The organism is Microbulbifer maximicatervae (SeqCode) (assembly GCF_052467955.1).
Genome location: NZ_CP174329.1, coordinates 914272 through 936061, shown reverse-complemented (window position 1 = coordinate 936061; position 21790 = coordinate 914272). Strand labels below are relative to the sequence as shown.

The window sequence follows — 21790 nt, the reverse complement described above, 5'->3', positions numbered from 1 at the left end:
CGTGCCCACTATGCTCCTCATCCCCCGCCCGCCAATACCAAGCCACCCCAGGCCGGTCACCCTTTACCCCCCTCTCCCCCCTCGCCGGGGAGGAGGAAGCCCGCCAATGACTGCTCCATACTCACCTCATCCTTTAAAGGTGGACTATCTCCACATTTCAAATAATGAAACAAGGCAGTAATCCATGAGCGGCAACAGCTATGAGTGGTGGCGCAATAGCGTTATTTATCAGATTTACCCACGCAGCTTCTGCGACGCCAACGGAGATGGCATCGGTGATATTCCCGGAATTACGCAAAAACTGGATTATGTAAAATCCCTCGGCGTAGACGCCATCTGGATCTCACCCTTTTTTAAATCGCCGATGGTGGATTTTGGCTATGACGTTGCCGACTACCGCGATGTAGACCCTATTTTTGGCAACCTGGAAGATTTCGACCGGATGATCGAAGCGGCCCATGAACGCGGCCTGAAAGTGATTATCGACCAAATCCTCAGCCACACCTCAGACCAGCACCCCTGGTTCCAGGAGAGCCGCGCCAACCGCGACAACCCCAAAGCGGACTGGTATGTCTGGGTTGATCCCCAAGAAGATGGCACCCCTCCCAACAATTGGGTTTCCGTATTCGGAGGAGGCTCCTGGCGCTGGTGTACCCGCCGCCGCCAATACTATTTGGCCAACTTCCTCAAAGAGCAGCCGGACCTGAATGTGCACAACCCGGAAGTCCAGGAGCAGCTGCTCGCCGATATGAAGTTCTGGCTCGATCGGGGTGTAGATGGTTTCCGACTGGATGCGGTCAACTTTATTTTCCATCAGCAGGCCCTGGGCAATAACCCGGCGCGCCCGCTCAAGCTCGATGAGAAAGGCCTGCCACCAGTCAATCACTACGATTACCAGTGGCACCAGAATGATAAATCCCAGCCGGAAAACCTGGTGTTTCTCCAGCGGGTACGACAGTTAATGGATCAATATCCCGGCACTGTAACCATGGGTGAAGTGGGCGACGACAACACCCACAAGATCATGGCTGAGTACACCACGGAAAAACGCCTGCACATGGCTTATTCCTTCGATCTATTGACCGAGGATTGCAGTGCGGGCTTCCTGCGCGAAACCCTGGAAAAAAACCGCGACGTAATCGACAAGGGCTGGCCCTGCTGGTCGATCAGCAATCACGATGTACCCCGCTCAATAACCCGCTGGAACAAAGGCTTTAACGACGATCAAGCCGATGCCAGAGCCCCGCTGTTCCTGCTGATGCAATTGGCACTGCGCGGCAGTGTCTGCCTCTACCAAGGGGAAGAACTGGGCCTGCCGGAAGCAGAAATTGCCTATGAAGACCTGGTAGACCCCTACGGCATTAATCTGTGGCCGGAATTCAAAGGCCGCGACGGCTGCCGCACACCGATGCCCTGGACCAATACCAGCGACGACAACGCCGGCTTTTCCACAGCAAAACCCTGGCTACCCATCTCAGGGGAGCACCAACAACGGGCGGTAGAGGTTCAGCAGGACGCCCAGCGCTCCATGCTCAACCGCTTCCGCGCACTGATCGAATGGCACCGGGAACTACCCCAGTCGCTCGCGACAGCCGAGCAGGAAGTGATCGACACCGGCAGTGATTTATTTGCTTTTGTACGGCGCAGTGACAGCGAAGAAATGCTGGTTGTTCTCAACCTTGGGCAAACCAATGGCACCCTGGAATTACCTGCCGAGTTCTCCGGTGCGGACAATATTACCCCGGCACTATTTTCCGGCAATGCGGAAGGAAATAGCTTAGAGCTAGCTGCCGCAGATGCCTGTGTGCTACTGCGTAGAAAAGCCTGATTGATTAGCAATATTTAAAAGATGCCCATCTCATTTTCGAGTCTGGGCATCGAGTAAGAATTACAGTCTCTCTGCAACGTCTCCTCCTTTCGACGTCTGCTTTCCCGCCGGCACAATGCCGGCTTTTTTCTGCTTAACTCCAGCACTTCATCATCTATAGCCTGCAATATAAAAAACCAGATAATTTTTCAAATAACAAATTGAAAAATGCAGAACGTTTATATAAAACCGATAATAGGACTTGTATTTTAGCTATTTCGAAATGGGACAGTCCTTCCTTGAAGTACAAGGTGAGAGAGGCCTCTCGCAACCTCCCCACCCTATCAATGAGACTATTTTCCTTAACAAAATACATGAATTGCTTCTCCCAGTGAGTATAAGTTTACCTCTCCTTCCTAATACAACCGTACTTAACTTCAAATATGCTACCAGGAGACTCCCGTGAAGCATTCAGTCTTACTTGGTACTCAACCGCGAATATCTTCCATAACATTGCTCTTCAAGCTGTCTGATATACAGCATTTCATATCTTGTTCTACTTTCAATGTCAGAATTCAAGAGAAGCTTCTCCTATTTCTGGATAGAGCGAGCTAAGTCATTGACTTTAAAGGGGGGGCACTATTGTCACGAGCAAGAAAAGCAGGTAGATATATAGCCGCAGCTATATATCTACCTGTTGAGGATTGCGCCAGAGCCTCTAACCTACTGATATTGCCATGTTTTTTGGGTAATATTGGATGACTGCAGCAGAAATATATAGAAGGGTGATATAAAGACGCTTCTTTTGAATTAACTGTTATTGGTCACTCGCTCCAGTTTTGCGGGGGTTCAATAAAGGATAGCAGGTAATTATTAGTTTGCTGTATAAAAAAACAGTATTGGCGGGAAAGCCCATAGTCAACGGTTCGACCTTCATGTAAGCTTCGAAGCTTCAGCGACGCTCGCATAACGAAGTTAATGCGGACGGCGCAGCCGCTTCGAAGCAAGGCCGCGAACCTAGTGCTGCTAGTTTCTCTCTCCGAATCGTGGTAGAAAACAAAAGAAAGATATTTGTAGTGAATTTGTACACAGTGCCACGAGCAACAAATAACAACCCGATTATGCGGAAACCTAAAAGTTGTCATTCCCTTTGCTTGCGCAAAGGCACTGCCAACTTTCTTAACGGTTCCGCATATCTATTTTCGTTATGCCACTAATAAGAATTAAGTAGGAGTAGTTTATGAAATTAAGAATTGCAATTTTGGGTGTCTTGATACTGAACTCAAGTGCGGTAAGCTCAAATGAACCGGATACAGCAATGGGAGCAGCTGGACTTACTTCCCAGCTGTCGAGCCATTTGAATAAAATGGTTGAAAGGTGCATAGAGTTTATTCCAGAGGGTGAAACGAAAATTCTTACTGCGCAATCCGGTTGGAGAGATAGGAATATAGACGTTATATCCGTTGCTGAGGGATTGATGGCTAAGGCTCGTATGGAATTGCCGGAAGTCTTCGCAAAGTTGGATGTTGCCGAGGATAAAAGCATAGCCGCAATGTTTTTGCCGATGACAGCCGAAATTAAAAGACAGTATTGCGGAAAATATTTTACAGATATCACTAACGGCTCTAGAGACATTAGGAATATAAGTCCTAAAGCATACGAGTTACTAAAAAATTATAAATCCTGAATAGGCATAACAAGTGACTATGGTTACTCGTCAAGTTTTTAAGCCATACTTTCATCCCAGTAGGTGTTGTTTTTCACCATTGTATTCAGGATCGTAATCTGCTTTCTCATGCAGGCAACCAGAGCAACCTTTTTAGGTTTGCCAGCGTCGACTAATCGCTTATACATGGGCTTTAGTTTGGGATGATGTTGTATGGCCGACATGATGGAAACAAAAAGAACCGTGCGTACGCGATGCCTTCCACCTCGAATATATCGTTTGCCCTGGAAGTTGCCGCTATCACGGTTCATCGGGGCGATACCGACAAGTGCAGCGATTTCTTTACGGTTCAATTGTCCTAGCTCAGGAAGTTCACTCATTAACGTATAGGCCAATACATTTCCGACCCCTTTGGCACTCAACAATAGGTCACGCCTTTGCCGCCACTCGGACACACTGTTAACCAGTTTATCCAGTTGCTTGTCGATACCTTGTAGCTCTTTCTTGATGGTGTTTAGAATGGTCTGTATAGGTTTGTGTACTGATTTCGGCATTCTCTGAAGCCGATTCTTTTGCATTGTACTCATCTCTAAACACTGACTTCTTACCGCCAGTAAGTCACTGATCTCCCTAAGTTTTTCTGGTTTTGGCACCGACAGCCCTGGCTTCATGGCCTCACCAAAATGTGCAATATCCATTGCATCTAGCTTGTCAGTTTTGGCGAGGCGCCCTGCGGATTTAGCGAAGCTCCTTATCTGCGACGGATTGCAAACAACAATAGGTAATCCGGCTTTGTCGGCGGCGCAAACAAACTCTAACTCGAGCCTTCCCGTAGACTCTATTAATACTCTTTGAGGTTTAAGAGGTTGTAGTTGTTTAATGGCATCTTTAATGCCATTTTTATCATTGGCAACACTAAAGAACTGGCCAGTAGGTCTCACATAAATATCGAGTTGTTTACTGCTGGTATCGATACCGACATTGATCTCTTGAGGTTCCATAAGATAAGCTATCTCCGCCTTGCTATTCGGGCTCGAGGCCCACATGACTATCCGAGTTATGCCTAGTGAGTGCTTATCACGTTCATACTTGTTATCGGTCTTTTACGAACCAGCCAAGCAGCGAACTGTGATAAACAAGGCCTTCGGTGGCCGCCGAAGGTGGGTCTCAATTTACCCGTTAACGAAAAGGATTTTCAACATCAGAATCGGGCAAGAACAACCATACAAGGGCCAGCACAATCGCCAAATGCGAAAAACGCATTTGGCTGGACTCGCGAAAAGCGCTCGCCTGTGTGGCCGGCGTTAAAACTCAAAAGGAACCTGAGGTTTGATCGAAAAAATTAAGGCGGTTTATAGCCGAAATATCACAGCAAGACTTCGTTGGTTGGCAATGCGCGTACCTAGATTAGTTTGGTTCTTTATGGCAATGCTGACATTTGCGTTTGTTCCAATCCTTTTAGTCTTAAAATTTCAGATTTTCGGCTATGACCTTACAGCATTTCGCATGTTTGCAGAATCTGGATTCAGAGATCACCGGTATTTAGGTCTTGCTTCAATTTTATTTTTGTGGAGCTGTTTGGTCGGCTATTTTGCTAACGCAAGTTGGCTGTTCTTTCGTAAGGCTGCGGAGGGCGCGTTTTAAATCGGGTAGCCGGTAGTTTCTAGCTACCGGCCCCCACACCACCCATCGTGCGGGTCCGCAATGGGCGGTTCCCTATCCGTAATGAATCTCTACCCAACGATCTCGTAATGAAATCAAACCCATCTCTTCGAAGAACTCATTATTGAGCGCAATATGAATACCCTCAGTTTTTGCGCTTCGCCAGTAACTTTTACCGGACGAGCCGCAGGTAACTGCCAGCGACTCACTCACACCCATACGCAGTAAATTTCGAACTTTCGTTCTCACTCTGCGCCAATTCTTCCAATAGCTCATTCTTAATCGCCGTCGTATCCAGCAGTCAAGATCGATACATTTTTGATAGCCTTGCGCTATCCTAAAATAGTTGATCCAACCACGGAGGTATACGGTAAGTTCTTTCAGTTTCTTTTCCATCGAAATACCACGAGATCGCCCTGTAATCTGGCGGACGCAGTATTTAAATTGGCGCAGTGACTTATCATGCCAGACAAGCTTTGCTCCACGGAAAGAAAAACCCAGAAACTTACAACGACTAACCGGGACTACTTGGCTTTTTGCATCGTTAACTTTGAGTTTAAGCTTGCGCTCAACAAAGCGTTTGATGCTAGCCATAACCCGTTCGCCGGAACGCTTAGAGGAAACAACAATCACAAAATCATCCGCATAGCGGACAAAAAGGTGTTGGCGTTTTTCCAGCTCTTTGTCGAGCAGATCGAGTACAATATTGGACAGCAGCGGCGATAAAGGGCCACCTTGCGGCACCCCCTCATAACACGCTTGCCAACATCCATCTTCTACCCAGCCTACGCGCAAGTAGCTTGCGATCAGTTTGAGTAAACGCTTATCGTTAATTCTTTGGCCGAGTAAGCTCATGAGAAAGTCATGATTCACTCGATCGAAGAACTTGGATAGATCGACATCCACCGCTATTCGCTTGCCACCCTCGATATACTTTTGTAGCTTTTTCACCGCGTGATGCTGTGATCGCTTTGGCCGGAAGCCATAGCTAAACTCTGAAAAAGTCACATCGAAAATAGGGTTGATGATTTGCGCGATTGCTTGCTGAATAACACGATCAAAAATCGTAGGTATCCCTAGACCTCGCTGACCACCGTCTGACTTGCGAATGTAGATGCGTCTAACAGGCAGCGGCTGGTAATGACCTTGCCGAATGGCTTCGATAATTTCATCCCCAACTGCCTTGAAGTGCTGCACAAAATAATCAACGGAAATCCCATCGATACCTGCGGCACCTTTATTGGCTCGAACGTGCTTCCATGCAGCATTGAGGTTTTCTTTGCTGAGGATAGCGTCGAGTAGATTTTCATTTGAGTTGAGTGTCATGGCAGTGCGCTACGTCAATTTTATATCCGGCTGGCAACATATCGGTAGGCTAGCCCTGTCTTTTAACTCGTGGATTTTGGGTTCAGGCCTTCACCCTGTCCAAGGTATTAATCTTGGCATTTGGCTACTATGCCGTCGGCTGACTTCTGTTTAATCACCTCGATCATTACTGACCAAGGCGCCGCTGTGTCCCACCATTTTTGTCTACCCCACGATGGTGGCTAGCGGGCTGGGCCTACTTATGAGTCAGCGGCCACGCTGACAGCTTCACAGCAGCAAGCTAAACAGATCTCCCCAGATAAGAACGTGAACTTTCACTACACAACTGCATCATTTACTCTACCCGTTAGACCACATGGCTTTGGTATCCTTGGCTACCTCGCCTCCAGGCTAAGCCTTATATGATGTTTCTGTTCGTCAGCTCGTAGTTTTGCTAGCGGCTTCCTCCCCACAAGACCTCACGGTATTGCAGTTGCCATTCGCTAGTAGTTGGCATTTAATGAAGTCCATTAAACGGTGATCTTTCTACAGGGGACTTTCACCCCATTAGTTCACGCCCATGCTGGGCGTACCAAGGCGCTGCACCCGACTCCGGCGCTATCGCGCCTCCGCAGGTGAGCTTGGCATTGTAAACCTAAAGGGAATTACCTGAATGAACATTAATAATTCATTGATCGGTCAGTTTATTACTATCTTTGCAATTTTTATCGGCATTATCAGTTACTACCTTGGCCGCAGGAAGACGAAAACTCCAATACTTGCAGCGTTTCTCGGCGCTGTATTCTCAATTGTTCCCGTGTTCGGACTTGTGTATGTGGTGGTCTTGATGTTCAAACGAGACATTAGTAATAGTAGCCAAGCAAGTGCGTAATTCAGTTTATAACCAAGCCAGGCAAGATCGCCCAGCCGAGGGCTGGACTGGACAGCCTACGCTTCGCTTCAGCTGCCCTTGCTGGCAACGTTCAAAGGAGATGAACATGCAATCTGTAACTAGAGGAATATTTTTCATATTGGCATTTATTCTCTTTATCTTTGGAGTAATAGACGTTGCAGAGCAATTCAAAGCAGGAGAAGAAGTCAGGTGGCGAGTACCTATAATTTTCTTAGGGTTTGGTGCCGGTATACCACTCGTTCTATTCTCGTTTCCTGAAATGTTTAGTACCGAAAGTGATGCTTATGCAGACAAAGAGTCCGGTGAGTGTTCATCAGACAATTGTAGCGGCGATGGAGATAGTGACTAAACAATGTGCCAAATACTTAACGAGCGTTATTTTTCTAGGAGGTTCTGTGGCTTGGAAATGCCAAAACTGTAGTACAGAGATCGAAGAATCCAGCTTTGAAGTTTGCTGGAATTGCGGCTGTGAGAGAGGGCAAGCAAAGCCACCTGAATCGAAGACCCAGGCCCTTAAATGCCTTCGCTGTGATTCGGCGATGCTAGAGCTAGGTTCCAAAGAGTTTCACGAGGGCACTCGATGGGGCGCAATTGGAAATCTCGGGGAGTTGTTTGTAGATAAACAAGTGCTCGATATGTTTGCTTGTGCATCCTGCGGCAAAGTTGAGTTCTTCTTACCCAGCGCAGGCGAAAGATAACAAGGCACTGTAGGCGGATTTCAGCCAGCCCGGCTCTGCACGTGCCTCGCAATTTTAGCCGGGCTGTCTACTCCCGCTAAGTGGAACGTTCTGTGTCAAAGGAGTTATCGTGAGTATACCTAAAAAGGGAAGTAGAAAAATTGTAGTAGAAGGAAATTCGTACCGTTGGATCGTACGAGACCGGCCGACTTACACACAAGCTTTTCAAGGTGGGAAAATGCTTGCTGCTATTGAATTAGATAGCCAAAAAGGTTCTACGTTATCGGTTGAATTCAAGTGGCTGCGTCCAGATGTTGCAATAACTAGCTATCCAAACTCTGTGATGCCAAAGTTAATTGGGTCATGTATTAAGAGTGCAATAAACGAAGGCTGGAATCCAATTAATCCTGGTCCAGCTTATAATTATTATTGCAAACTAGATCAACACAGAGCAAATGTATCAAATTGATGCCTACACTATCGCTTCGGCACAGTTTATACAGGCGTAATGTGTAAAAGGATTTTATGGCATTTTTCATATTGGGCATTCTTTCGGTGACAGTATTTTTCCCATTAGTATTGCCTTGGGGTCAAAAACTACTGATTTATTGTACTGCCGTATGGTTTTTGTTATGGCTTATCTTTTTCTTGCAAACTGAGTGTGAAAGTAACCCAATTTATGATGTAGGTATAGTTGGCGATAGTGCTACTTTAGGTATTTCAATTTTGGCCTTTGCTATCGTAGTATTTGCACGTAGCTTTATTCATTTTGTCATGAATAAAGCTAATCATAATCAAATATGATAAGCGTAGGCAGAATTGCAAGTACCACATATTTGCTGGACCTTCGCCATTTGGTGAATGTTAACTATCTAAGGGCTTTCGATGCAAATTAAATCGGTACATCCAGTAGTAAAAGCCTTCCTGATGTATTTTTTAAGTGTTATGGCAATTGCGATGCTCTTTGCCCTATTTGGTGATTGGATAAAGAAAAAAACCAACTACTCGCTCATTTTGAAAGGATACATTGTTGGCCCCCTCGTTTGGCCGGTAGCTTATTTGGGGCTGATTTATGATAAATCGAAAAGTTCAGACAATAGTTAGTGATGACAACTCCAAATCTTACCAAGGTTACAAGCTGATAGGGAGGCAGCCACATAACAATCACAGGCAACGCGACGACTTTTTCATTTCGGCTTCGTCTTCATTTTAAAGCCCTGCATATTGCGGGGAGTATGAGGCTTATGAATGCATACCTACGAACTTAAAAAGAAGATTTGGTCTGAGAATGACTTCTCCATAATGGGGTGGCACGATTCCAAAATATGGGGTTTCCTGGCTGATACGGAGAATTTCGAGTTTATGATAGATCTCGATTACATTTTTCAATGGATTCATCCAAGAAAAGGGGAAACATATTTTAAGTTCTGGGTTGCTCCCGTTACGATGGTATTTGAAAATGCTTACGATATTTTACTTGACATTGAATCCAGGCAAGGTGAGCTAGAAGTCGCCGACTTGCATATGGTGAATGAGAGAAAAACAAAGAATGGTCGCTTCGATGAGCACGATTTTCGTTTTGACTGCCAGGAAGGGGAATTTAAAATAAGCGCCACTGGTTTCAAAATGTACGTTCGTAAAGCACCAATTTTACAGAGTAGGAAAGCTTTGAATTACAAATTACGCGGAGGTATAAATTTTAGCCGAGAGTACAGTAGCTCATAATAAGTGACTATGGTCGCTCATCAAGCTTTTAAGCCATACTTTCATTCCAATAGGTGTTATTTTTTACCATCATATTCAGGGTCGTAATCTGCTTTCTCATGCAGAAAATCAGAGCCACCTTTTTAGGTTTGCCAGAGTCGACTAATCGCTTATACATCGGCTTTAGTATGGGATCATATTGTATGGCGAAGAGTTTGTAGTTGTTTAATGGTATCCTTAATGCCATTTTTATCGCTGGTAAAACTAAAGAATTAATCAGTAGATCTCACACAAATATTCAGTTGTTTGCTAGGGGTATCGATACCAATATTGATCTCTTGAGGTTCCATAAGATAAGCTATCTCCGCCTTGCTATCCGGGCTCGAGGCCCACATGACTATTCGAGTTATGCCCAGTGAGTGTCTGTCACGTTCCTACTTGCTAACAGTCTTTATAAACCGGCGCAGTAACGAACTGTGACAAACAAGGCCTTCGGTGGCCGCCGAAGGTGGATCTCAATTTACCCATTAGCGAAAAGGACTTTCAAAATCAGAATCGATCAAGAACAACCATACAAGTCGCAGCAATCGCTCTCTTTGATCTCAAAAGCAGTCAAAACGCTACGATTATTTGGCTGTCTTTTTGCGAAGCGTTACTTACGGAGGAACTCTTGAAAAAAACAATCTTATTTTTATTCAGTATATTTGTCACAAGCAATACCATCGCTCAGGAAGATAATTATTACTTAAGAATATCTTATGGCAGCGTTGACACAGATATTGAAGCCCAAAAAGTTATAGATAGTTATGATTTTTCACTGTCAGATTCAGAAGGCTGGAGCTTTTCAGCCGGTTACCGGATCAATAGATACCTCGCTTTAGAAGGTGGATTTAGCGATTTAGGGGAATCTAGTGGAATGTACCACTTTCCAAGCACAGATACTAACTTTAGCATTACAGAAAACCTCAGTTCAGAGATTAAGTTAAAAACACTAGGCTTATCTATTTCTACTGATACGAAAAAAGCATTATATACAGGGCTTCGATTTGGATATCAGCGCTGGGATGTTAAATGTAAATTCAAAGGGGAGTATTTGGAGTACCTTGCGGCCCCAACTGTTATTGGTGCTCTAGGTAGTGGGGGACCTGTTGAATACTCAGAATCAAGCAAATGGCGTAACGATGGTTACGATTGGTACTATGGGATATCAGCAGGTTGGAATTATCAGAGTTGGGCAATAAGCCTGGAACACACAATCTATAAGATGGATAACGAAACCCCTTCTTTCGCTGCATTAGCTCTTAGCTACAATTTCTGAATCATCGGTTTGCAGATTCAAAGGCGGCCTCATGGAGGGCCGCGCTGTTATTAAAATAGTATCAGACCCTTGATACATCTCTATCTAGATCAATTCTCACGGATAGACCAAGTGGTATGATAACAACTCTAGAAAAATTAGGCGCTACGTGACAATCTAAGTGTTCACCGTCATCGCTATGAGTCCTCACTTAACGGCCAGTAGCTCAAGCAGCAGAGATTGGTGCGTGGTATCATTGGTTTAATGTTTCTCTTAAGAGGTAGGTATTTAGCAAATTAATGCTATTCATCTCAGCACTAGGGTTTCATCGGGCCGTCACTACTTCGCAGATCAGGTCATAAAAAATATTATTAATCATGAAAATCGGTAAATTCAAAGACTTTCATTCCCAACTTATATTCTCTATAGGGGTCGGATTTATTTACCCAGCGATTCTTTCATTACTTCTTGGACTCTCTTCCTACATCGACTTATTTAATTCGTTAATAATCGATGGAAAGTTGTATGATCCACGTGTTCCCAGGCACCTAGAGATCTTAATGAATCATCAATTCCCTATGGGTTTAAATTTCTCAGAATGGAGCAAGATTCTTGACTTAACTGCCTTTTTAAGTTGCGTTTTAATTGCTTCATTGTTGACATATACACTTAACTGCAAAATGAATATGAGGAACTGGTGTCTATCTCTTATTTATTCGCTCGCTATTGTCTTCGGAGTAACTTTTTATTATCTACCTATCGTGAAGGTTTGGATTCTTGCGCTAAATCAAATATCTACCATGATAGCTATACTTGTTGTCCCATTTCTGGTTTCAGTCATATCTCGATGGATCTTTTTAACAAACGCAGGTACGCAGGACTAAATGTCCGTTGCGCTTCAATTTAGTCCATACCGCGGGCGTTATACCCACGACCTATCCACGTTTAGTAGGTACCCTATATAGTTATAAAATCCACTATAAGCTGACGAGAACTAAGGAATATCCGGAAAGCACCCTCATGTAGTCTATACCTGAGGCCTGTTGGCCAAGGGCTACAGCATGGATTGCTATTCGAAACCCCGTAGAAAAACCGCGACGTTATCAAGATAGGCTGCCCCTGCGGCTTAATCAGTTGTCACGGATATATCCCTTTCAATAGCCCGCAGGAATAATGGTTTTTCACGCCAGCTTAATGCCGGCTATTTTACCTTTAATTCTACACCTTCAAATTTCCCTTACCACCGTCACCAATATCCACATAGCGAGTGGCGCAAACTGCTAGATTGAATTATCCAATGCAGGAAAAGACTCCACAGGTAAACCTTTGTCATTGGGAAACCCAAAGTGCAAGGTCAAGAATCATCGCCAAATAATCAAAACAACAGCGACCAGCAATCGCTGGATTTGCAGAACGCTGATATTGATGCAGTTTATACTGAACTAAACACATCACCCGCCGGCCTCACCAAAAATGAAGCCAGCGCCCGCCTGCAAAAATATGGTCCCAATGCCATTCAGGAGAAGGAGCAAAGCGCACTCGCTAAGTTTTTGCGATTTTTCTGGGGCCCCATTCCCTGGATGATTGAAGCGGCCGCATTGCTCTCTGCATTAATTGGCCACTGGCCCGATTTCGCCATCATTATGGCCCTGCTGTTGTACAACGCGATTGCCGAGTTTTGGCAGGAACACAAAGCTGCCAATGCGCTGGCAGCACTGAAGGCCAGCATGGCCCCCAAAGCCAATGTATTAAGGGATGGGGAGTATCAATCTATCGATGCGGCAATGGTGGTCCCAGGCGATATAGTGCGAATCAAGCTAGGGCAAGTCGTGCCTGCTGATGTGCGCTTTACCGAAGGGAAATCCATCAGTATTGATCAGGCCGCCCTTACCGGGGAATCTCTACCCGTCAGTAAGAGCATCGGTGATATTGGCTATTCCAGCAGTATCGCCAAACGCGGGGAGATGACCGCTGTTGTCATTGGTACCGGGCACAATACATTCTTTGGGCGCACCGCCCAACTTGTTGCCGGCGCAGGGCAAAGTGCCTCACATTCGCAGAAAGCCGTCACCCATATCGGTGACTTCCTCATCGTGCTGTGTTTGGTGCTGGCCGTTATTCTGGTAGGCACAGAGCTATACCGCGATATCGTGGTCGCGGAAACATGGCACTGGTCAGATATCATCAATATTCTTCGCACTGTACTGGTGTTGCTGATCGCATCAATTCCCGTTGCCATGCCTTCGGTCATCACAGTGACCAATGCTCTCGGTGCCCTGGCACTATCCCGTAAAAAAGCGATCGTCTCGCGGCTGGAATCCATCGAAGAATTGGCCGGTGTTGATATCCTCTGCTCAGATAAAACTGGAACCCTCACCAAGAACCAATTGTGCCTCGAAGAACCTACCTTATTCAGTGCGGAAAACAACGACCAGTTAATTCTTGCCGCCGCTATCGCATCTGAAGCAGGCGCCAGTGATCCAATTGATCAAGCAATTTTTGCCGGCCTGAAAAATAAGGAAGAACTGAAGAAATATAAGGTTGAGGAATTCACTCCCTTTGATCCGGTGAGCAAACGCACTGAAGTCAAGGTACAGAATCAGGATGGGCAAACCCTATATTTCAGCAAAGGGGCCCCCCAGGCTATTGTCTACTTATGTAGCTTGAGTGGTGCCGAGGCCGACAAAGCCACTGCTTGTGTGCAACAACAGGCCTCCAGGGGGCTACGCTCCCTGGGTGTTGCGCAAAAGGCAAACGGCTCACCGTGGCAATTCCTGGGTATTCTGTCTCTTGAAGACCCACCTCGGGATGACTCCAAAGACACTATTCAGCGCGCACGGGAACACGGGCTTCAAGTAAAAATGATTACGGGCGACGATGTGGCTATCGGCAAGGAAATCGCCACCCAAGTCGGTATTGGAACAAATATTTTCGCTGCCAGTAGTGTGTTTACAAAGTCCCAGGATATGGACCACCTGCCATCTACTATCGTCGACACCGTTGAACGTGCAGATGGGTTTGGGCGGGTTTTTCCCGAACATAAATATGCCATTGTGAAAGCATTGCAAGGCAGAGGTCACCAGGTTGCCATGACTGGCGATGGTGTGAACGATGCGCCAGCCCTTAAGCAAGCTGACTGCGGTATCGCCGTTAGCGGAGCAACCGACGCCGCACGCGCGGCTGCAGCCATTATCCTGACCTCTCCCGGACTATCTACCATCGTCGATGCCATCGATGAAGCCCGAAAAATATTTGAACGCATTATTAACTACGTACTTTTCCGGGTATCCATGACTCTAGATATTATGGTGGTGGTTGTCTTTGCTACCATAATGTTCGGCTTCTCGCCCCTAACCCCGGTTATGATCGTACTAGTGGCTCTTCTTGATGACATCCCCATTATGACCATTGCCTACGATAACACTCTGCTTCCTAAGGAACCTGTGCATTGGCAAATGCGAGACCTATTACTGGGCTCCAGCATTATCGGCCTTTTTTCTATTGCTCAAACAATGGGTATTCTCTTTATTGGAATGGAATGGCTCAATAACACCAACTGGCAATCCTGGATCGCATTAAATAAAGAGCAAATTCAAACTATCGTATTTTTACAGATCGTAGCGGGTGGACATCTACTGTTATTCGTTGTGCGCTCTCGTACAGCTTTCTTTTCCAAACCACTACCCGCTTTCCCTTTGTTTATCGCAATTGTTGGCACCCAAGCATTTACCGTTCTGATGTGTGGATTCGGCTGGCTGGTGCCAGCAATACCCTGGACTATAATCGGTCTGGTATGGCTATACATGATTATCTGGATGTTTTTCCTGGACCTGGTCAAGAAACTTCTTTATCGAAGATTAAGTGATATCTGAGCCATCTACAAAAGCCTAAAAAGGTAGGCAATCGAACTATGAATTGTTTCGAAGATTTCAGGGTAAAGCCTGACAGCAAGATAAAGCTCTCCGATATAGATCCGGGCTTCAAACATTGTTACGAAAGTCGTGAAGAGGCACTCCCAGATACCCAGCGTATAGATGAGCAGATACGTTCATTCACTTACAAGCTTTACGCTGAGCGTAAAACATCGCTACTTATCTGCTTGCAGGGAATAGATGCCTCGGGGAAAGATGGCACCATCAAGCATGTATTAGGCGCAACAAATCCACAAATGTGTAGAGCGATTTCCTTTAAGGAACCTTCAAAAGAAGAGAGCGAGCATGATTTCTTATGGCGATATCACAAAGTAACCCCTGCGCGAGGGCATATATCAATCTTTAACCGCTCTCAGTATGAGGGCGTACTGATTGAACGAGTGCATAGCCTGGTTCCAATGGACATTTGGAGTGAACGCTATGAACAAATTAACAACTTTGAAAAATTACTCTCTGAAAGCAACACAATAATACTGAAATTTTTTCTTTATATCAGCCAGGATGAGCAGTTAGAGAGATTCAAGCAGCGTATTGACGATCCCGCCAAACAGTGGAAAATCAGCGAAAGTGATTATACTGAGGCAAAATATTGGGATGAGTATATCTGTGCTTTTGAAGATATGCTAAATCAATGTAGCACCGAATCCGCACCCTGGTTTGTTATCCCCGCAAACCACAAATGGTTCCGGGACTTGGCCGTAGCTTCAATTATTTCTGAAGCATTAAAGAAATTAAACCCCCAGTTTCCTGCCCCCACTGTTAACCTGGAAGAGATAAAAACGAAGTATCATCAACTTAAGAATTCGCAATAAACTAAAACCCTAAAAAGCAAGGGAGATGATAAATTTATTTACCATCTCCCTTAGCTATAGTTTCAATCTAGTCAAGTCAATCTAGAAAGCACTACTGCGACTTAAATACCAACACCCTATTGTTCCTTGAGTCAGTAATAAACAGATTATCTTTATAACCAAAGATTCCTGTTGGAGAACCTAAAGTAGACGCACTGGGTAGTTCATCGGTATCATTAACTCCATTTTGGTTAGAATCATTATAAGCAGATTTCACAAAATCACTTTGCCCCAAGACAGAATCCGCAGCAGCATAATTTTCTTCAGGCCACTGATTCCAAATTAACACTCGGTTATTATCTGTATCAGTTACGAATAGCTGAATTCCATTTGACCAAATTCCAAACCATGGATAACGTAAATCTTTCTCCGTTGCATCATCCGGCCATTCTTCAGCACCAAAATTTTCCTGCCCGAGTACAACATCTGCCGCAACATAGTTTTCTGTGGGGAATTCATTCCAGAGCAAAATTCGATTGTTTTCAGAGTCTAAAATTGCAAGCTTATCTCCATCACTCCAAACTGCACTAGGGTAAGCAAGAGTTTGAGCTGTTGCCCCCCCACTATTACCATCCAAACTGTTATTAGCAGAGCAGCTCTCCATTGTAGGCTGACCAATAACTAAGCTTGCAATTGTATTATCCTCTGTGGGAATACTATTCCAAACCAACGCGCGAGAGTTAACTTCATCTACCGCTATAATTTTCCCGTCAACTAAAATGGCAGATACTGGTGTGTTAAAGCTATTACACCCATCGTCTCCCTCGCCCCATGGTCCTAAAACCACTTCAGGGGCTGCCGCCCCCTCCATAGGGATTTGATTATAAAGCGAAATCCGTCTTTCCCCCTTTATCTGAGAAACAACTAACTTACCGTCATTAATACTAGCTTGAACTGGCCATTGAAGCGTCTTTCTATCATTAGATGAATCGGAGCTATCCAGGCTATCGACACCTAGAGCAAAATCAGCAGAAGCCCCGTTCGAGGAAGGTATTTCATTAAAGACCAAGACACGATTGTTTTCTCGATCCGTTATAAATAGTTTTCCATCAGAACTAACGGCAGGACTACCAATAGGAAAGTCTCCAATATTTTTAGCACTTAGCCCTGCGTCTATATCTGAAAAATTATCCTGGCCAATCACCACTGACGCCGGAGCAAAGTTCTCGAAATACATCGGCACAGTAAAACTGCTGTTCACTGTAGGAATGGGATTTCCTACTAAATCCATTACATCTACATTGATTGTGCGTTTCTGCCCGGCGATCCAGTATTCTTTTGGAGTAATAGTTAGCGTATCATTTTCAACGGCGGTAGCAGACCAAACAACCTTATAGTCATCTTCAAGTAATATCCCACCTAACTGAAGACTATCTATATCCATAGTCTCAGAAAATTGCACTTCGAAAGAATCATTCTTTTCCAGGCGAATATTCTGTGGAAGTATACTATTTACAGTAGGGGCAATGCTCTCAACTTGATACTTGACGGCAATCTCCGTCATTTGATTACCAGCGCCGTCCTGAGCATTGATTACTAGGGATAGCTCTTCCCCTTCCCCCCAAATATCGTTCGGCCTCAGCTCTAATGAATCTTCACTAACTTGGTATAGCTCCCCGAGTTCCTGCATAGAACCAGACAGTGAGATATCACCTAGCTCTACTGGCTCATCAAAAGTCAGTAATACCCTATCACCTTCTTCGATAGTACTACCACCTGCAGGAATAAGGGTCAAACTTGGTGCAGTAATATCACCAGTCTCTTCAGGAGATTTTCCTCCACCTGATCCTCCGTTACAACCGTATAGCGATGAGACAATAGCAAGGCAAAGAGTTGCTTTTAAAAACTGAACTTTCATTTCTTCCCCAAGAAAATGGTTACTTATCAACACAGGACCATGCTAATTTATTTCTCACAAAGAAATGACACGAGAACAAGCAATTTATATCGATTGTCAGAAGTAACGCGTTTTATGGCGGGAATTGGCGCAAATTTAAGTAAATTCTTCCAATTAGTACTAATGCCCAACAATCATATTTGGCTTTTAATGAAAGAGTTTTCTCCTGGCACGAAGAAATTAACTTCAGATCACTAATTTCAACATAAACGCGATCACATCCAGGGAACTGTCAATTCTTAATTGACTCACCATTAAAATGAACAACATAATCTACTACAAATATATTATCTAAAATAATAAATCTAGGATTTACTTCACCGACATATAAAATATTTTAAATTACATTTACCAGGACTAAGTAAGAAGAGCGTAGAGATTCTTTATGAATAGTGAAGCTTTTACAAGCTAACTTTTCCAGAAGTCTCATTCAAAAAAGAAAACCTCTAGAATAAACATACACAGGGTATAACCACCAGATTACCCAGCCGCTGACCTAGTTATAGAAAGCTAAAAATTTGATTAATTATTTTCGGGCAGTATTACTTAAGATAACACTATAAGAAAAAACCAGGCAGCATACACTACCTGGTAGAAAAGGATTTGACTTGGTATCAAACGATCAGACCAAATTAAAGCTGTTCAATTTAAGCAAAGCGCCGAAAATTTTAACAGACCTCTACGGTATATGGAGATATGCATAGGCTGACCTGCTAGTCAGCGGTGTACCTGCTCTTAAAACTAACGATACCAACACGTCAGTGGACTTTAGATCCGATTTACCTTGATAGATAAAGAACTCTCGATAAGAGCTCATAAGATTTATATCTTAAAAGGTAACTACTTCACTGAAAGAAAACTGCCAACCATATAGTGGCCTCATCTTCAGCTGTCTCCACCACCCGATGCCTCTGATTTGCCCTAATCAACAAGTTATCCCCCTTCCCCAGGTGGTGCCTCTCACCATTTTCCATTTCTATAACACCATAACCGGAAAGTACTAACACCCACTCATGCTCATCTTGATCATACCACCCTGTTTCAGGCGAGGACTGCCCGTAAGATATAATCCGCTCAATCCTGCAGCTTTTCCCCTCTAGTAAATTCTCAAAATGCTCCTTAGAGTGATCACCTGGTAGTTGAGTGAAAAAATTACCCATAGTCTCCCCTAACATTAAATCGGCATGAAAAAACAATTTACAAAAATACAACTATACTAAAATCAATAGACTCTACAATTGGGATTAATATAGAAAAACATGCGCCAACCGAAATCAAAATGCGCCCGAGACCAGAAAATAGAATATCTTTTACTAAACCTTCAATATTGGCTCTTTGACGCCCCCAAAAACACAACACTCACATAAAATATAAAATAGATCATTCGAAATAGATATGAGCACCTATTAAAAAGCAGCAGATACCAGATCACGATCTATAAAACACAAAGAACATATAATGACTATATATTTACATTCAGGGCTACATAAAACAGGCACCACAGCAATACAATGTTACGCCTATAAATATAGAAAGCTATTAAGAAGTAAAGGTATTTTATATCCCATTATTCATCGAAATTTAATTAGCATAGATAAGGGCCACCATCTTTTTGCACACTCATTTTCCGATCACCCTGAGAGCCCGCCTATATCCAAAGGAAAGTTGCTCGCATATGATTGGAAGTCAAAGTCGCAGAAAAATAACCTTGATCTATTAATTAGTGCAGAGCCTATTTGTCGACATACTTACAAAACAAAAGATTGCTCCTGGATTGAGGCTCGGCACCATTATTTAGAACAACTCTCCAACACAATACCCCCAGAGCAAACCAAAATCATCTTAACCTTGCGCAGACAAGATAATTTTGCCCAGTCTCTCTACAAAGAACATATTATGAAAGGAGTATCTCCACTAGCGAAACTGTCATTTAAGGAGTTCCTATCAAAGATAGAAGGGAGAAACCTGAACTTTTATAAAAATATAGCAGCATTCAAAAAATTCTTCCCCAATATACAAATACTCATTTACGAGCAACTCTGCAATGGCGATCTGCCAGTTAATTTTTTTCGCACCTTAGGTATCTCTGGTCTACCAAACTCGAACAAAATTATAAGAGAGAGCCTTTCAAATGAAGAGACCACTTTAAAGCAGATACTAAACCAGCAAATACACTCAAAAGCTGAAAATGCAAAACTATTGAAATGGATAAAATCTAGCAACACACAAAATATAATCAAAAGAACACTACCAAGATCACCACACCTATGGAACTCCGATGAAGATAGAGCTAATTTTTTAGATCGATATTCACAGGAAAATAAAAAAATAAATGATGAGTTCCTCGAAGGAGGTAAAGAACTGTTTCCATCAAATCATACACTTTCCCAAAAAAAGCCTAACATTATCACGCTAAAGCCATATTTAATTAAAACACTTCAAGCCCTATCTAGTGATATTCAACAGTTACTGGGGGAATACCGCTTTAGAAACATAATCAATGCTATAGAGCACTGATTACCAAATCTGGTTAGAAGTCCTTTAATAAGAATTGCCAGCAACAAAGTATGTTACTGGCGCCTAACTATTTAGAGGATCTAAAGTGATAAATCACTTACCACTGATATATCATTCCAAGTAAAACGCTCAGCACGATATACACTCGTATCATTGACTATCATCTCCCAAACCATCTCTGCAGTCTGATCGTCGGCGACTTCAACAATATATGCATCTCTATTGTTGCCGGTACTAGCACTGGATGGGCCGCCCGCGCAAAGTAGAAAATTCCCTCCGGAAAGTTCATCTACATCCCCTAAAGAATTGGTGTACTTTGGTGCAACGTACTCCCAAGTCTGCGCTGCAACCATTTCCTCTGTGTTTAAAGAGAATTTCACAGCGCGGCTATTATAGATTTCACCACTGTATTCGGACTCGTTCCTATTATCGTAAATCAGAATGTCTCCGTCTGAAGCAAGCATAGCTGCATGCTGAGAAGCCATCCAGGTGCCAGCTTGCAATGAAAATAATTTCTCAAGAAATCCCTCGGAAGCATCCAAATCCCTACCCATAATCCAGTTTACTTCGCCACTATCATGATCAATATTGACCACCCAGCTTTGAGAGCGACTTGACAGTAGAATCGAATTATCCTCAGAAATATAGTGTAATGAGTTAGAGTGAGTCCAATCCAGCGCACCATTGCTCGCTTCTCGACTGGCTAACTCACCGGGGAAACGCTGAGTATCGAGATGATCGAATGCAGACCATTCCCATAGAGTATTGCCCTGCCCATCCACTTCAAGAATCGCATCTCCTTTTATCAATTGACCATCAATTGATTCATAGTCGTTTGTTAATACCAGTAAGTTTCCATTTTCAAGAAGAATTGCATCGTGGTGATAGGCTGGCAGCTCAAATGATTGCAGCGTTTCACCAGCAAAGGAGATAATCCTTGCTTCCTGATCCAACAGCAACATTAAATTACCATCCTGTAAATTGCGCACTACCGGTGCTCCGGTGAGAGGAATGTCTCCGTGGAGGTACCAAACAACCTCACCCTCTTCATCGAATCCCCAAAAGGTATTATCCCTGTCACCTGAAGGTGCAAAAATAGTTACACCTCCTTCGCTTTGCTCTGTAAATGTAGTTACCTCAACTGGGGGGGCGCCTTCAGGTATCGAACCAGTCTTGAAAGAAATAGTCGAGCTCTGCACAACGTCTCCACTTTCCAGCATTGCCAGTGCAGTAAAACGGTAAGTGGTATCGGCCCTTAAACCTACTAGGGTCATATCATGCTCTGTGCCCCAATCGGTATAATTTGTTCGCCGACGGTCGGTTACCGCCGAATTGATCCTGATCGCCACTCGCGACTCACTGCTAGTCGATACTTGTGCATTAACCATTAAACTATTTAGTGGATGCATCGAAAGGGTTAATTCTACTTCGTCATCCAAAATAAGCAGAGTTTCATTCGCTTGCTCTACCTCAACACTCACGCCCGGATTGCTGTAAAGCATTACAATAAATACTAGAAAAAATATGGGTAACGTCGATCTTCCAGTCATAGCCAAATCCTA

At 44.0% G+C, this 21790-nt stretch carries 19 protein-coding genes; 14 read left to right on the top strand and 5 right to left on the bottom strand.

What is annotated here, in order from left to right; translation table 11 throughout:
- Positions 1-184: 184 nt before the first annotated feature.
- Entirely contained in the window at positions 185-1828 is a 1644-nt protein-coding gene (locus tag ACJJI5_RS03995) for an alpha-amylase family glycosyl hydrolase (RefSeq protein WP_445355577.1), read from the top strand.
- A gap of 1219 nt (positions 1829-3047) precedes the next feature.
- The gene (locus ACJJI5_RS03990; protein WP_445355576.1) at positions 3048-3494 is read left to right on the top strand and encodes a hypothetical protein; all 447 of its coding nucleotides are present in this window, start codon (positions 3048-3050) and stop codon (positions 3492-3494) included.
- 38 nt (positions 3495-3532) lie between these two features.
- Here the strand turns inward: ACJJI5_RS03990 and ACJJI5_RS03985 are convergent, their stop codons facing one another.
- A complete protein-coding gene (locus tag ACJJI5_RS03985) occupies positions 3533-4474 on the bottom strand; it encodes an IS110 family RNA-guided transposase (protein ID WP_445354646.1) in 942 nt (313 codons plus the stop codon).
- A gap of 328 nt (positions 4475-4802) precedes the next feature.
- Here ACJJI5_RS03985 and ACJJI5_RS03980 point away from each other — a divergent pair, with 328 nt between their 5' ends.
- Positions 4803-5117 carry a hypothetical protein gene (locus ACJJI5_RS03980; protein WP_444884123.1) on the top strand — a complete coding sequence of 105 codons (315 nt, stop codon included), beginning with the start codon at positions 4803-4805 and terminating at the stop codon, positions 5115-5117.
- Between the two features lie 72 nt (positions 5118-5189).
- Here ACJJI5_RS03980 and ltrA read toward each other — a convergent pair whose 3' ends face one another.
- Complete coding sequence (gene ltrA, locus ACJJI5_RS03975; RefSeq protein ID WP_445354795.1) at positions 5190-6461, bottom strand: group II intron reverse transcriptase/maturase; 1272 nt, start codon at positions 6459-6461, stop codon at positions 5190-5192.
- Positions 6462-7113: 652 nt separating this feature from the next.
- Here ltrA and ACJJI5_RS03970 point away from each other — a divergent pair.
- The 10 genes from ACJJI5_RS03970 to ACJJI5_RS03925 all read left to right on the top strand — a co-directional run bounded on the left by ACJJI5_RS03970 (position 7114) and on the right by ACJJI5_RS03925 (position 15775).
- Entirely contained in the window at positions 7114-7332 is a 219-nt protein-coding gene (locus tag ACJJI5_RS03970) for a hypothetical protein (protein WP_445355575.1), read from the top strand.
- Positions 7333-7438: 106 nt separating this feature from the next.
- Positions 7439-7702, top strand: a complete 264-nt coding sequence (locus ACJJI5_RS03965; protein ID WP_445355574.1) for a hypothetical protein — start codon at positions 7439-7441, stop codon at positions 7700-7702.
- 46 nt (positions 7703-7748) lie between these two features.
- Positions 7749-8051: a hypothetical protein gene (locus ACJJI5_RS03960; RefSeq protein WP_445355573.1), complete on the top strand. Its 303-nt coding sequence runs from the start codon at positions 7749-7751 to the stop codon at positions 8049-8051.
- A gap of 109 nt (positions 8052-8160) precedes the next feature.
- A complete protein-coding gene (locus tag ACJJI5_RS03955) occupies positions 8161-8499 on the top strand; it encodes a hypothetical protein (protein WP_445355572.1) in 339 nt (112 codons plus the stop codon).
- Between the two features lie 56 nt (positions 8500-8555).
- The gene (locus ACJJI5_RS03950) at positions 8556-8834 is read left to right on the top strand and encodes a hypothetical protein (protein WP_445355571.1); all 279 of its coding nucleotides are present in this window, start codon (positions 8556-8558) and stop codon (positions 8832-8834) included.
- Between the two features lie 81 nt (positions 8835-8915).
- Positions 8916-9134, top strand: coding sequence for a hypothetical protein (locus ACJJI5_RS03945; protein ID WP_445355570.1), 219 nt, complete (start codon positions 8916-8918; stop codon positions 9132-9134).
- 144 nt (positions 9135-9278) lie between these two features.
- Positions 9279-9755: a hypothetical protein gene (locus tag ACJJI5_RS03940; RefSeq protein WP_444915408.1), complete on the top strand. Its 477-nt coding sequence runs from the start codon at positions 9279-9281 to the stop codon at positions 9753-9755.
- A gap of 487 nt (positions 9756-10242) precedes the next feature.
- Positions 10243-11052 carry an outer membrane beta-barrel protein gene (locus ACJJI5_RS03935; RefSeq protein WP_444915407.1) on the top strand — a complete coding sequence of 270 codons (810 nt, stop codon included), beginning with the start codon at positions 10243-10245 and terminating at the stop codon, positions 11050-11052.
- A gap of 1325 nt (positions 11053-12377) precedes the next feature.
- Entirely contained in the window at positions 12378-14903 is a 2526-nt protein-coding gene (locus ACJJI5_RS03930; RefSeq protein WP_445355569.1) for a plasma-membrane proton-efflux P-type ATPase, read from the top strand.
- A gap of 38 nt (positions 14904-14941) precedes the next feature.
- The gene (locus ACJJI5_RS03925; protein WP_445355568.1) at positions 14942-15775 is read left to right on the top strand and encodes a polyphosphate kinase 2 family protein; all 834 of its coding nucleotides are present in this window, start codon (positions 14942-14944) and stop codon (positions 15773-15775) included.
- A 91-nt stretch (positions 15776-15866) separates the two neighbouring features.
- Here ACJJI5_RS03925 and ACJJI5_RS03920 read toward each other — a convergent pair whose 3' ends face one another.
- Together ACJJI5_RS03920 and ACJJI5_RS03915 are read right to left on the bottom strand one after the other, a co-directional pair.
- Entirely contained in the window at positions 15867-17672 is a 1806-nt protein-coding gene (locus ACJJI5_RS03920) for an Ig-like domain-containing protein (protein ID WP_445355567.1), read from the bottom strand.
- Between the two features lie 884 nt (positions 17673-18556).
- Complete coding sequence (locus ACJJI5_RS03915; protein ID WP_445355566.1) at positions 18557-18871, bottom strand: cupin domain-containing protein; 315 nt, start codon at positions 18869-18871, stop codon at positions 18557-18559.
- A 298-nt stretch (positions 18872-19169) separates the two neighbouring features.
- Here ACJJI5_RS03915 and ACJJI5_RS03910 point away from each other — a divergent pair, with 298 nt between their 5' ends.
- The gene (locus ACJJI5_RS03910; protein ID WP_445355565.1) at positions 19170-20228 is read left to right on the top strand and encodes a hypothetical protein; all 1059 of its coding nucleotides are present in this window, start codon (positions 19170-19172) and stop codon (positions 20226-20228) included.
- An 80-nt stretch (positions 20229-20308) separates the two neighbouring features.
- On the opposite strand, the gene ACJJI5_RS03905 is transcribed toward ACJJI5_RS03910, so the two are convergent.
- Positions 20309-21778: an aryl-sulfate sulfotransferase gene (locus ACJJI5_RS03905; RefSeq protein WP_445355564.1), complete on the bottom strand. Its 1470-nt coding sequence runs from the start codon at positions 21776-21778 to the stop codon at positions 20309-20311.
- Positions 21779-21790 lie beyond the last annotated feature (12 nt).